This is a genomic window from Streptomyces cadmiisoli, assembly GCF_003261055.1.
In the GTDB taxonomy this organism is placed as follows: domain Bacteria; phylum Actinomycetota; class Actinomycetes; order Streptomycetales; family Streptomycetaceae; genus Streptomyces; species Streptomyces cadmiisoli.
This window is the reverse complement of sequence record NZ_CP030073.1, coordinates 8,674,812-8,687,419: the sequence shown is the minus strand read 5'-3', so window position 1 is coordinate 8,687,419 and position 12,608 is coordinate 8,674,812. Positions and strand designations below refer to the sequence as shown.

General features: G+C 68.4%; 14 protein-coding genes. 5 read left to right on the top strand and 9 right to left on the bottom strand.

Translation table 11 applies throughout. The annotated features are described in order from the left end of the window. Window positions 1-145: 145 nt before the first annotated feature. Window positions 146-2,380: an AfsR/SARP family transcriptional regulator gene (locus DN051_RS38215; protein ID WP_112441443.1), complete on the bottom strand. Its 2,235-nt coding sequence runs from the start codon at window positions 2,378-2,380 to the stop codon at window positions 146-148. Window positions 2,381-2,427: 47 nt separating this feature from the next. Between DN051_RS38215 and DN051_RS38210 the strand changes: the two genes are divergently transcribed. Together DN051_RS38210 and DN051_RS38205 are read left to right on the top strand one after the other, a co-directional pair. Further along, entirely contained in the window at window positions 2,428-2,928 is a 501-nt protein-coding gene (locus tag DN051_RS38210; protein ID WP_162625074.1) for a peptidoglycan-binding domain-containing protein, read from the top strand. A 47-nt stretch (window positions 2,929-2,975) separates the two neighbouring features. Beyond that, window positions 2,976-3,407: a peptidoglycan-binding domain-containing protein gene (locus tag DN051_RS38205; RefSeq protein ID WP_162625073.1), complete on the top strand. Its 432-nt coding sequence runs from the start codon at window positions 2,976-2,978 to the stop codon at window positions 3,405-3,407. Between the two features lie 374 nt (window positions 3,408-3,781). Here the strand turns inward: DN051_RS38205 and DN051_RS38200 are convergent, their stop codons facing one another. Continuing rightward, window positions 3,782-4,045: a GlsB/YeaQ/YmgE family stress response membrane protein gene (locus DN051_RS38200; RefSeq protein WP_112441437.1), complete on the bottom strand. Its 264-nt coding sequence runs from the start codon at window positions 4,043-4,045 to the stop codon at window positions 3,782-3,784. 30 nt (window positions 4,046-4,075) lie between these two features. Beyond that, entirely contained in the window at window positions 4,076-4,531 is a 456-nt protein-coding gene (locus DN051_RS38195) for a tellurite resistance TerB family protein (protein WP_112441435.1), read from the bottom strand. 698 nt (window positions 4,532-5,229) lie between these two features. On the opposite strand from DN051_RS38195, the gene DN051_RS38190 reads away from it, so the two are divergent. Continuing rightward, window positions 5,230-5,919: a type 1 glutamine amidotransferase domain-containing protein gene (locus tag DN051_RS38190; RefSeq protein ID WP_053763833.1), complete on the top strand. Its 690-nt coding sequence runs from the start codon at window positions 5,230-5,232 to the stop codon at window positions 5,917-5,919. Between the two features lie 185 nt (window positions 5,920-6,104). Here the strand turns inward: DN051_RS38190 and DN051_RS38185 are convergent, their stop codons facing one another. The 4 genes from DN051_RS38185 to DN051_RS38170 form a co-directional block, all read right to left on the bottom strand. Beyond that, window positions 6,105-6,485, bottom strand: coding sequence for a hypothetical protein (locus DN051_RS38185; RefSeq protein WP_063797446.1), 381 nt, complete (start codon window positions 6,483-6,485; stop codon window positions 6,105-6,107). A 137-nt stretch (window positions 6,486-6,622) separates the two neighbouring features. Further along, the gene (locus DN051_RS38180) at window positions 6,623-7,153 is read right to left on the bottom strand and encodes a peptidoglycan-binding domain-containing protein (protein WP_162625072.1); all 531 of its coding nucleotides are present in this window, start codon (window positions 7,151-7,153) and stop codon (window positions 6,623-6,625) included. A gap of 241 nt (window positions 7,154-7,394) precedes the next feature. Next, entirely contained in the window at window positions 7,395-8,294 is a 900-nt protein-coding gene (locus DN051_RS38175) for an AraC-like ligand-binding domain-containing protein (protein WP_159054315.1), read from the bottom strand. A 501-nt stretch (window positions 8,295-8,795) separates the two neighbouring features. Then, the gene (locus DN051_RS38170; RefSeq protein WP_162625071.1) at window positions 8,796-9,431 is read right to left on the bottom strand and encodes an NADPH-dependent F420 reductase; all 636 of its coding nucleotides are present in this window, start codon (window positions 9,429-9,431) and stop codon (window positions 8,796-8,798) included. Window positions 9,432-10,166: 735 nt separating this feature from the next. On the opposite strand from DN051_RS38170, the gene DN051_RS38165 reads away from it, so the two are divergent. Beyond that, window positions 10,167-10,358, top strand: a complete 192-nt coding sequence (locus DN051_RS38165) for a transposase (RefSeq protein WP_162625070.1) — start codon at window positions 10,167-10,169, stop codon at window positions 10,356-10,358. A gap of 142 nt (window positions 10,359-10,500) precedes the next feature. Here DN051_RS38165 and infA read toward each other — a convergent pair whose 3' ends face one another. Both infA and DN051_RS38155 read right to left on the bottom strand, forming a co-directional pair. Beyond that, window positions 10,501-10,725, bottom strand: a complete 225-nt coding sequence (gene infA, locus DN051_RS38160) for a translation initiation factor IF-1 (RefSeq protein WP_112441427.1) — start codon at window positions 10,723-10,725, stop codon at window positions 10,501-10,503. After that, a complete protein-coding gene (locus DN051_RS38155) occupies window positions 10,722-11,513 on the bottom strand; it encodes a GNAT family N-acetyltransferase (protein ID WP_112441425.1) in 792 nt (263 codons plus the stop codon). Before DN051_RS38155 ends, infA begins: the two co-directional genes overlap by 4 nt. 491 nt (window positions 11,514-12,004) lie before the next feature. On the opposite strand from DN051_RS38155, the gene DN051_RS38150 reads away from it, so the two are divergent. Beyond that, window positions 12,005-12,400 (top strand): contact-dependent growth inhibition system immunity protein, encoded by a 396-nt coding sequence (locus tag DN051_RS38150; RefSeq protein WP_246040757.1) that lies wholly within the window; start codon window positions 12,005-12,007, stop codon window positions 12,398-12,400. Window positions 12,401-12,608 lie beyond the last annotated feature (208 nt).

Here is a 12,608-nt window from a genome sequence, read left to right as displayed (position 1 = left end):
ATCGGTCGGCCGACGTATGTGAGCCATCTGCTGGGGGACCTCTCCGAGCTTGCCCACCGTTCTGGCCCACGTGCCGCTCGCCGACGTGGCGGAAGAGGTCCAGGGCCTGGCCCAGGTGATTCCTGGCGGGCCGGTAGCACCCGAGCTACCGGTGGACGACGCCGAGATCCGTCAGGGCGCCCGCTTCCGCGGCCTCGTCCTTCATCTCGCGTGCTCCGGCGAGCACGTCGCTGTGGATGACGAGCGACTCGGTGACGTGGCCGCCATCGCAGAGGTAAGAGTAGAGAATCGCGGCCAGCCGGTCCGTGACGCCCGGAGACCCGTTGTCTCTGGCATGGCGGGCCACGGAGAGCAGTACGAGGCGTTCGCGGTCGAGCCAGTCACGCGCTGCGGTCTCGTCGCGACTCGGAGGAAGGTGACCCCTGTAGCAGCTGACAGCAGGTCGACGGTGCCGCTCGGCCGGATACAGGGCGTCCACGGCGGCGGCTGCGCCGGTCAGATAGTGGTCGAACATACGGGTCCGGGCGGAGCCCTGCGCCGCTTCGCCGTCCTCGTGGTCGGCGAGCCAGCGGGCGTAGGCACGCAACAGCTCGTGCATGCAGTAGCGCCCGGAACCGGTCCGCTGGATCAGATGCGCCCGGGCCAGCGCTTCCAGGACATGTGCGGTGCGGGAGGTATCGGCGTCGGCGAGCGCGGCAGCGGCGCGGACGTCGAAGTCGGGGCCCGGGTGCGTGCCGAGGAGCCGGAAGACGCGTGCCGCCTCGCTCGGCAGACCCCGATACGACCAGAAGAAGACGGCACGCACCGCCGCGCGCGGGTCTCCGCCCGCGTCCAGCAGGTCCAGCCGCCGACGGTGGTCGGCCAGCTCCGGGACCAGATCGCTCAACGGGGTGTCGGGGCGGTTCAAGGCCAGTTCCGCTGCCACCCGCAACGCGAGCGGCAACCGAGCGCAGAACTGCGTCAGTGCGGCGGCGGCCCGCGGCTCGGCATCCACCCGGCTGCCGATGAGCGCGCGCAGCAGAGCGATCGCGTCCGGTTCCGGGAGCAGGTCGAGGACCAGGCGGTGGGCTCCGTGCACGGCCACCAGCCCGGGCAGGGAGTCCCTGCTGGTCACGATCACCGCGCAGTTGGGTGTGCCCGGCAGCAGCGGGCGCACCTGTTCCACCGACGAGGCGTTGTCCAGGACGATCAGCATGCTGCGGCCGCTGAGCTCGCTGCGGTAGCGGGCTGCCCGGTCGTCCTCCGCCGGCGGCATCTCCTGGCCGGGCACTCCCAGGGCCGAGAGGAGACCGGCCAGCGCCTCGGTCGGCGCCACAGGGGGGCGGGTGTCGTAGCCGCGCAGATTCACGTACAGCTGCCCGTCCGGGTACGCCTCGCGGGCCTGATGCGCCCAACTGACCGCGAGCGCGGTCTTGCCCACGCCGGGTGTCCCGGAGATCAGCACCGCGGACGGCTCGGATCCGGTACGCCGGCCGCCCAGGTGGCCGAAGAGCCCGGTCAGTTCGGCGGCCCGACCGGTAAAGCGTGAGACGCACGGCGGGAGTTGTGCCGGGCCGCGGCGCGCCGCGGCCCCGGCCGTCACCGGCTCGGGCATCGGCGCGCACGCATCCGGCTCGTCCCGCAGGATCGCCTGATGCAGTCTGCGCAGCTCACCGCCCGGGTCCGTGCCGAGTGCGTCGGCCAGGCGCCGGCGCAGGGCCTCGAACCACGACAGTGCCTCGGCCGAACGCCCGGTCACATGCAGGGCTCGCATCAGCACGGCTGTCAGCTGCTCGGCCAGTGGATGCTCGGCCACCAGGTCCGGCAGGACGGTGATGACAGGAGTGGGGTTACCCACGCTCAGCTCGGCCCGGCCCCAAGCCATGACCGTGTCGACATGCTGCTGGCGCCAGGTCTCGCGGGTACGCGCCGCCCACGTGCCCGGAAGTCCGGCAAGTGGTTCACCGTGCCACCGGTGGAGCGCTTCGCGCAGCAGCGCCACCCGCTCATGGTCCGTCCGCCCTGGGGCGCCGGCTCGCTCGACCATGAGCCGGTATCGGTGCAGATCGATACGGTCGGTCGGTACGTCGAGCAGATAGCCGCCCGGACGGCGCGAGAGGACGGGCCCTGACGTACACAGCCCTTCGGCGCCACGGCGGTCACGGACCGACTTCGCGCCCACGAGCCCTCGGATCCTGGCGATGTGGGAGTACAGCGAAGTGCGGGCGTGCTGGGGCGACCGGTCCCCCCACACCCGTTCGATCAGCCGCTCGGTGGTGACCAGTCGGCCGGCATCGACCAGCAGAGCCGCGATCACCGTACGCCGCTGGGGCGGGCCGAGGTCCACCGGCCGCCCTTCCTTCAACATCTGCACTGGACCCAGCAGTTGATACTCCGCCATGGCGGCGCCCCCCGACAAGTTTTCGACAAGGTTCTCACCCAGGCCCCGTGCACACCATCGGCGTGCAGCGTCAAGTCATCACCGAAACATTCGAAGGAACCTCACCTGACGGAGGACACGTGAACAGGACACGATCACTGCGCACGACAGCGGGGCTGGCAGCCGCGACCCTGGTGGCCGGCCTGGGAATCACCGCCGCCACCGCCACGCCCGCAGCCGCCGCCAGCTGGTGCAACACAACGATCGGGCTCTTCACCAACGGCGGCGACCACAACCTGGCCCAGATCCCTGCCTATAACTCCTCACTCAACTGCATCACCGCGCGGGGCGCGACCAGCTCGGCCGTGGGAGCGATCCAGCGGTCCCTCCGCTACTGTCACGGCCGCACCAGCGTTGCGGTCGACAACAACTTCGGCGCGATCACCGAACGTGAACTGAAGGTGGTCCAGCGCCAGCTGGGGCTGGACGACGACGGCGTTTACGGCCCCAACACCCGCGACAGGCTGCGCTGGCGTGGCAGTGAAGGCGTCTGCGGGACCCTGCCGTAGGCGTGACGGATCACAAGCGAACACGAAACTCTGGGGGAAGAGTGACCGTGACACATACGTACCGGCGGGCAGCAGCGGGCATCCTGGCCGGGGTCGGCCTGCTGTCCGGACTGGCCTTCGCCGCCGCGCAGCCCGCCTCAGCCGCCGACGGCTGGTGCAACACCCACGTGGCCAGGACCAAGACCTTCAGCGGCAGCGTCTACACCGCGTACATCCCGTCCTACAACACCAGCACCAACTGCTACATGGCGATCGGGGCCCAGGGCCCGGCGGTCGCTGCGCTCCAGCGCTCTCTGGACGTCTGTTACGGCGAGTCACTGGTGATCGACGGCCAATTCGGCGATCGGACCCGTGCCGCACTGGTCCGTGCGCAGCGCACTGAGGGCATCGGCGACGACGGCGAATACGGCACTCAGACCCGCGACCACCTCAAGTGGGAGTACACCAGAGGGGGTGCCTGGAAGTGCGCACGGCTCTGACCGACTCGGCCAGGGCGGAAATGGCGTAGAGGCTGTACGGGGGCACCGTCCGGGCTCCAGGCGTGGACGGTGCCGGCAGCTGCGACCGTCGTCCCGGCGGCCGGGCAGGCCCCGCGATACCGCGCCAGGGCACCGCCCTCGTTTCGGGCCGGCTCCCGAGGGACGGGGCTCGTCCCCGGTCTGCACCACGGTGGGCACAGCCGCTCGGACAGCCGCCGCAGGCACCGCCATGACGGCGGTGCCCTCGGAAATCTCGGCCGTCACGCTGCCCGTCATCCTGCACGCGGACACCTCGATGGAGCCGGCACCCGCGACGCGAGGGCAGGAGAACGCTGAGCCCGCCCACCCACGGGCACCCCACTGCGGCCGCTACATCAGTGACGGGACCTGAAGCGTTCGAGAGCGGCCACGCCCGCAGTTGCGAGCCCGATCTGGACGAGCCATTCGATCCAGTCGACGCCCTGTGTGTCCGCCACCCCCAGACCCGCTGCGATGCCGGTGCCGACAAAGGCTGCGGCAATGCCGACGCCGATCGTCCGCAGCACTCCGATCCGCTGACGGCCCGGCAGAACCAGCCTTCCCAGCGCGCCGATGATGACGCCGATCACGATGGCACTGATGACCCCGGAGATCTCCATGCCCGTCCCTTCCCCTACGCCTTCCGGGGCCTAGAGGTCGAACTCGTGAGGCGGCAGGTCGAGGGTGAAGCACGCCTCGCGGACAAGGGCCTGCTCCGTCTTGTCGAAGTCCCCGTCCGCGCCCCCGATGACAATGCCGATCTGGATGACAGCCCGCGCCTCCGCCGGCTTCTTCTTCGCCTTGGCGATCTCCTGCAGCACACTGACCTTGCCGAAGTCGAAGTCCGCCGTCAGCTTGTTCAGGTTGTCCTCGAAGCGGCGCTGCAGGTCCATGGCGTCGAAGTTCTGCAGTACCTCATTGGTGGCGATCAGCTGCGCCACGCGCCGCCGCTCAGTGGCGTCGATCGTGCCGTCCGCGGCGGCCACCAGCGCGCACATCGCCATACTCGCGTCGCGGAAGGCACCACTCCTCAGGTCGTTCTTCTTCGTCACCAGCTGGGTCTGCATCGTCGATGCGGACTCCTTGATGCGGTCCCACAGGGCCATGCCAACTCCATACGTGTCTCAAGGGCCGCCCGAGCCGAAAGGCGGTAACGGCCCGGACCAACCCAACTTCTACACCACTGTAGAAGTTACCAGGTGCAGCAAGAGCGCAGGGGCTCCTCAGCCCACGCCACGCTCACCTACGTCGTCACCCTCGAAGAAGTCGCCCTTGGCAACGCGCCGACGTCCACGCGCCGGAAGACGGCTCTGGCTGGTGCACCGACTCACCCACCCGAACGGGGCAACACCCAAGACTGACGCCGAGCGCCCGACCGGAAGCATTCCATCGCCCACAGCACGTCGCTGAGCGTTTCACCGCCGGATACCGGACACCTGCGCAAGGGTCACGGTGACCGATCCACGCGGGCGGCGCCCAGCCGGCCAAGCGCTCTTCCCCGCGATTCGAATGCGCCAGGTCGGACGACCCAGGACCACAACGGCCGCCCGCACCTACGGCCAAGCCAAAGCGACGGGCCGGGACCGCCAGCAGCACGCTGCCAACGTCGCGGGGCTGGATCACGGCCGATCCCCCATTTGCCGGCGACCTCGGCGCCGAAGCCGCGCCTCTCAAGGAACACGCAGGTCAACCGGCATCCGCTGCCACGCGCAGCCCATGCATGGCGGACCCGCCCTGGACGCATCATCCTCGAAGTTAAAAGGCCACTAACTGTGTCAAATACGGACAGGAAGGCGATGGACCGATGGCGAAGCTGCTCTTCGTGATGACCGGGGCGACGTACTGGACGCTCAAGGACGGCACCAGGCACGCCACGGGTTACTGGGCGGAGGAATTCGCGGCCCCGTACAAGGCACTCAGCGGAGCCGGCCACGAGATCACGGTGGCCACTCCCAATGCCGTGGTTCCGACCGTGGACATGATGAGCCTGCGTCCCGACATGGCCGGCAGCGCGCAGATCGCCCTCGACCTCGAGGAGATCATCCGCTCTGCGGAAGTGATGCGGCGACCGATCCACCTGGCGAACGCCCGTCTGGAGGACTATGACGCCGTCTACTTCCCTGGCGGCCATGGGCCCATGGAGGACCTGTGCGTCGACCCCGACGCCGGCCGGCTGTTGACCGCGGCGCTCGCTTCGGGCAAGCCCCTCGCGGTCGTCTGTCACGCCCCCGCGGCAATGCTGGCGACAAGGATCCACGGCGAGTCCCCGTTCGCGGGCTACCGGGTCACGGCGTTCACCAATGAGGAGGAGGAAGCCGTCGGCCTCGCCAAGCGCGCACGGTGGACGGTGGAGTCCGAGCTCATCGACATGGGCGTTGACTTCACCAAAGGCGAGATGTGGAAGCCCTACACAGTGGTGGACCGGAACCTCTTCACCGGCCAGAACCCCGCCTCGGCAGCCGTCCTCGCAGAACGCCTGCTGGCGGCCCTCTAGAGCCAGGCACACCCCGGCTCGGAAGCCCATATCGAGGAGAGTGACCTTGGCACCACCTCCTACCGTGGCAATGCAGCCGGCACCGCAGGCAGCGCGCGGCAAACCGGGCTGCCGTCCAATGGCGCGGACCCGCCTTCCCGAAGGGGGACGGCGGGTCCGCAGGCCGTGCGCGACGCAGGTTGTTCTCAGTACGAGCAGGTCGGAGAGTTCATGATCCGGATCTTGTCGACCACGAAGCCGTTGGTCAGCATCAGGTGATTGGGTGCGAGGCACTCGACGTCGCCGTTGGTGAAGTGCAGCCGGGCTCCGTCGTCATTGCGCGAATTGAACACTGCGTACGCGCCGCGGGCGCCGGAGCTGAGGGTCTGGTAGGAGCTGGTCAGGTCCTTGTACGCGGCGGTCCACCGCCTCGCGTTGAAGTCCGCCTGCGTCTTGTAGAAGCAGACCTGCGGATAGCCGCAGCCGAACGCGGTGTCGGCGCTCGCCGTGGACGCGTTCGCGATCGTGAGCCCGAACGTCCCGCAGACGAGCGCGAGGCCCGCGGCCATCATTCTCTTGCTACGCATGGAACATCCCCTTCACTCTTCGTGCTGGTGAGCCGTGCCCCTGCTGGCACAGGTCCGTCCGGACCTGTGCCAGCAGGGGCGGCCAGAGCGCCGCAAGGATCGTGGCGCCCCGGCTGCCGCTGTTGTCAGGCGGCCGTTCAGCAGCCGGAGGCCGACGTGTAGGAGGCGGTGCGCCAAGCTCCGTTGAGGTAGAAGTGGTAGACGCCGTTGATACGCCGGAAGTCCACCGAGCCCATACCCTCCCAGGCGATGTACCTGATGTCACGCTGATTGCCAAGATCCTGCAGCGAGTTGTCCGCCACGCTCAGCGTGTTGGGTCCCGCACTGCCGTCAGCCGTGAGCCCGTACCACCTCTGGAAGTCTCTGGTGGCCTCCGTGGTGGCGGGGCCGAAGTCGCAGTCGATGGCTCCGGTGTAGAAGCCCTCCGCCCGCAGAACCAGCTGCCACAACGCCACGGCCCTGCTGTAGTCGTGGGAGTTGTAGTCCAAGGGCCCCTCGTCGCCCCAGTCGTTCCTCACGCCGGCGTTCCCCCAGTCGGCACCGCTGATGGAGCCACTGGCGACCGACGCACCAGCCGATGGTGCCGACATGACCCCGCCGCAGACGATGGCCGCGGTGATGAACGCGCCGGTGATGCGCTTGGAGAGCCTCAACTCGTGTCCCTTCACTTGACGGCCGAGCGTGCGGGGCCGTCCAGGTCGTGTATGGGTTGCGGACGTGACGGCACCCCGGCCGGCATGGCTCGTGACACGTCGGGCACCGCTCCGGAAGCGGGTCCGGCGCATCACGGACCACGCGTTCTCCCCCGGCCGCTGTGCACGTCGCCGAGTGTCCGGGGTGCCGGGCGGCATGTCGTTGGAGATGCGCGCCAACTCGTTGACGACTGACGCCAGAGGGCGGGCGGACCGGCTACTGGTGCAGCCGGCGGTACGCCTGCGGGCTGTGCCCGTAAGCCGCGCGGAAGGCACGGCTGAAGTGCGCGGGATCGGTGAACCCCCAGCGGGCAGCGACCGCGCGGACCGGGCGCGTCTGCAGCAGGGGGTCGGCCAGGTCACGTCGGCAGCGCTCCAGGCGCCGTGCACGGATCCACCCGGCCACCGTGACGCCCTGGTCGTGGAAGAGCCGGTGCAGAGAGCGTACGGAGAGGTTGTGGGCGGCCGCGATCATCCCCGGGGCCAGCTCGGGGTCCCTCAGGTTCCGGTGGATGAAGGCGCGGATCTCCAGCATCTGGACGTTCGACCGTGTGTGGGGCGGCATCCGGTCGGCGGCCTCCAGATGCCGAGCCAGGAAGGCGGTCATCAGGTCGATGGTGACGCCGGCCAGCCGCGCACCGTCCGCCGCGGTGTACGCGTCGGCGCCGTCGGTGAGCTGTGTGAGGTACGCGGACAGCAGGGCGCCCATCCCGTCCTGTCCCGGCATGGGCTCGCCGACGAGACGTTGGACCTTGTCGGCGGGGAGCGGAAGCAGCGCCCTCGGAAACTGCACCATCACACCCTCCACGGTGTCCCGGTCGGCGGTGGCCCAGCCGTGCCAGGGGCGCGAGGTGTCGTAGAGCAGCACCTCGCCCGGCCCGCTCGTGGCGTCAAGGCCGGACTGGAGGATCCGGTGACTGCCCCGCAGGGTGATCATCAGTTGCAGGGAATCGGAGTCCGACCTGCGGACCATGCTGGCCGGCCGGCGCGTCTCCAGTGAGGGGTAGGTGAGCGCGGACACCCGTACTCCACCCAGCTCCAGCACCCGTGCGCTCGCCCGGAAGTCCGCGTCATGGTCGCTGCGGATCACGTTGGGGATCAGAGCGCTGGCGGTCATGTCGTGCCACGACGTGAACCGATCCCCCACGGGCAGATCCAACGTCCGGAAGTCCGTCACCAATACCATGCCGTCCCCCTCGCAGCGGCGAACCGCTCGTCCCAGGCCACCCCTGACCTCCCCGCGCCGCCGGCAATCGCAGCTGCCGGGGGCGAGGCGTTTCCAGTGTCGCAGGACTCAGTGCGAGAAGTGTGTGCCGGAGGAGGCGTAGGCGAACGTACGCCCCGCCGCGGCGACGGCACGGCACGGCACGGCACGGCACGTGAGGATACGCGGCGCCCCCGCCAGGGTGCCCACAGGGCTTGCCCATGCACTCGACAGGCCCGCCCGCCGGCCATGCCCACTCCGGTACGCACCCAGGCTCAGGCCCGCACCGGGCCGGACGTCCAACTTCCGCCCCGGATCCGTCGAGCCACCCCGGTCGAGCTCATCGGCCCGGTCCACACGGTGGCCAGGCCAGCGGGGGCGCGTACAGCATGCGGCGGCCGCAGAAGCAATCGCTCACGCGCGGCCGGTGGGGCCTATGAGCGCCCATCCGGACTGCCAGGGCCATCCCTGGCTGGCATTCAGTGAGATGTTGAGGAGTGCCATCTCTTCCAGTGCGCGGGCCATGCGCAGCCCGCCGGCATCGATCGGCTGGAAGCCGAGCGAGGCGAGGAGCTCGGAGACGGTCTTCTTCGCTTCGGCATCGTCGCCGGCATAGAAGCCGCTGAATGTGATGCCCTGCTCGGTCGGACTGCTGAGGCGTCCGGCAAGAATGGTGTTGAAGGCCTTGACCACCGGTACGCCAGGCAGGTGGCGCTGAAGGGTCTGTGCCGCGGAGGTCTCCTCGATGTCGAGATCGGTGAAGGTTGCGTTCAACGGATTGGTGAGGTCGACCACGATCTTGCCGTGCAGGACGGGCGCCAGCTCGTCCGCGACAGCCGTCGCCGCACCGCCGGGTACGGCCAGCACGACGATGTCCGCTTCGCTCACCGCGTCCAGGTTGTTCTCTGCAGCTCGAGCTCCGCTCTCCGCCGCAGACGCGACAGCTTTGTGCCGATCGGTCGCCGACACCGAGACGCTGTGGCCAGCGGCCACAGCAGCCCTGCTGAGGGCGGTGCCCACGTTGCCCGCACCGATGATCGCAATATGCACGACGATTCCCCTTTTGAAGGTCTACGTACTCTCGTCTACAGAAGACAGAGCAGGGCGCCACGTCGTGACATCTGAGCCCACACGGCGGAAGACATCTCTCGAGGGTTCGACGACCACCAAACACCGGTCGACCGCTCACTGCTGCCACGGCTGAACGACCCAGGTGAAAGCACCACAGACCCCCGCCGGCCCATCGACCGCGCCAAGTTGTACTGGCCCGGGGACACCGAGGCAGTCACCGAGCCCCTTGCCAGCGCACCACCGAGTTCAGCAACCACATCGGCCGGAAAGCCCGTGATCCTCCGCTCGACGATGACCGCTGCACAAGACGCGTCGCCCCACCTCTCGTCCCCTCAGGACGGAGAGATTCCCTTCGGCTCGGCGTAGCTGAACTGGAGTCCCCTGGACCTGACGAGAGGAGCCGGCATTTGTGTTCGGTCTCAGCGATGCGGGCAAGGAGGTTGTCGCGGTCTCCTCCGAGCGGCCGCGTACGAAGCTGGTCTGGAAGCCGGGCCGACTCTGCACAGTGCGACGCTGCGAAGACCGCTCGGTGGACGGTGCCTGGCCCTCACTGTGGACCCGGGCGTCGAGCTATGTGGGCCCGCGCAAGGCAGGTCTGGCTGACCCGCTGACCCTGAACCCGGGGAGAAGTCTTCACTCAAGAGCGCAACGTGACCGACGTCTCCTCCTTGAACCTGCTCACCGCGCGGGGTTCCGGGCGGCACCTGCCGGTGCGTGGTCGAGCGCGTCTTCGCCTGCCTGCATCTGTTCCTACGAGCTCCTATCACAATGGCGGGCGACGACCTGTGGGCGCTGTTCGCTCCGCAGCTGCTGTCCTGGCCCGAAAATGCCCCTGGCCCACGGCCGGTGCCGGACCGGCCGTGCCTGCAGAGCATCCTGTACGTGCTTCGCAACGACATCACGTGACAACTGCTGGCACTGGAGCCGAAGGGCGGCTCGGGGCAGATCCGTTGGCATTCGCCCGCCGTGGCCATCATCAAAGCCCCGGCCACGAAAACGCCGTGACCGGGGCCCCAGGATCAGCTACCGCGGAAAGCGCCCACCGCCGCTAGTTCCGGTACCGGAACACGATCCGGCCGCGCGTCAGGTCGTAGGGCGGAAGCTCCACCAGCACCCGATCTTCCAGCATGATCTTGATGTAGTTCTTGCGGATCCTCCCGCTGATGTGCGCGAGCACCTGGTGGCCGTTCTCGAGCTCCACGGTGAACATGGCGCTGCGCAGACACTCGACGACCTTGCCCTCGACTTCGATGACGTTCTTGCTCTTCGTCATCGCACCAGCTCCAGGTTGCTGCTCATCGGCCGGGCGCCGATGCCCTGGAACAGCGCCGAGGCTGCTCGGTTGGACTCGTGGACTTCGGTCCAGGCCTCGGCGAGCCCGGAGCGGTACAGCGTCCCCAGCGCGTGCGCCAGCAACGCTCGCGCGATACCGCGGCGCTGCTCGCCGGCCCGGACCGCGACCAGCCCGATGCGCGGCCGTTTCACCGGGACCACCCGGATCAGACCCAGGTAACGGTCGGGCGCCGCGGCCACCGCATACTTCGAGGGGTCGACGATGGTGTCGCCTTCGGGGCGGGGAATTACCTCTGCGGGCATCGACTGCCACCCGACGGTCGCCTCGACTTCATCGCGGATCGCGCGGTCCACCGCCCGCAGCAGACTCTCGTCCGCCCGACCAGCGCGCACGATCGTCAGGCCCGCAGGCGGCGGAACAGCTTCCAGCCCCGTGACCCGTGGGTCGGTCGGCACGACGTACTCCCACTCGCGGCGCCGAATCGTAAACCCGGCCCGCCGCCAACCGGCCGTCAGCTCGACGTCGGCCTCGTCGACCACCGTGTACAGCGGCGCCGGCAGTTCCGCCAGCATCGCCTCGGCAAGCCGATCGAAGGCGGCGTCGTGCCAGGCGTCGATACTGACGAACAAGCGACCGTCGGGCCGGTGCTGCGCATGCCCGCGGCCGACCACCAAGTCGTCATCCAGAGCATGCCATTGCCTGTCCGCGACCCGCGTGATCATCACCGCGTTCTCGCTCAGGCCAGATGTGAAAGGCTTCGTGTTCATCGGAGTCTCCTCCCAGGAGTGCCTCGATCTCAGGCGCTCCTGGCGACACCGAACGTCAGCCGCCGGACCGTGACGGGTTGAGGGAGCACCCACGGGTAACTGTGTTCACGGGGCTCACCTCCAAACGACGACTTCACGGTCCACCGCGAAATTACATCGGGGTGCTGGCTCACTCAAATCATTTTCTATGCTCGTAACGCGATCATGGTCCCGTCCTCTTGGGGCGTCTTCGGCAGATGAGACTGCAAGTCAACGAGAATAGGAAGTGGTGGAGTTCGATACGCCGACCCTGGTGGACGGCAAGTTGAGCCAACTGGTCAGCAGGCAAAGGTCTGCTCCACGACTCAGCGGAGCCGGCCCAGGCCGTTTGATGTTCGGAGGGCCCGTTCCGGCAGGAGCTGTCGCCGGTTGCTACGCCCGGCTATGAAGTGGCGCTCACGGAAGCTCGTACTCGGACCGCGCTTGAGGTCTCGTCGTAGGACAATCCCCCAGTGACGCGCCTCGTGAACCATGACCGGTCCCTTGAAGAGCTTGAACGCGACCGCTGGCCGGTCCCGCCGGTCGACGCCACCCGGCTGGTCGCCACGGCACACGCCTTGCGACGTCGGCCGATCGGCGACCTGACGGTCGAGGACATGCGTTTGTTGATCGGGCAGGACATAGGCCTGCCCCATCTCCTGCCGCTGGCACTGAAGGTGCTGCGGGGCAACCCGATGGCAGAGGGGGAAATGTACGAAGGTGATCTACTGTCCGCGCTCCTCACCAGGCACCCGACGGTCTGGACGGAATCATCCTCACTTGGCCTGGAGCTTCGCATGATCGTCGCGGGGTTGACCGACCTGCCCGCTGAATTGCAGCAGCAGGTGGACCGGTTCTTGACTCCGTAGCACACTGCCGTCGCATGCTTCCCTCGGTTGGGATGACCGGCGCACCTAGGAACTTTCACAGGGGCGGGAGCCGGCGCGGGTCCGGCCACGCTACCGGCGGGCTGCGAGTGAGGCGGCCGAACATGGTGCCAATTGTCGCCCGGCAGATCATGGTTTCAGAGCCGACCGGGCTCGTCTGGTGGTCACGGCCGAGGCAGCGATGACGGTG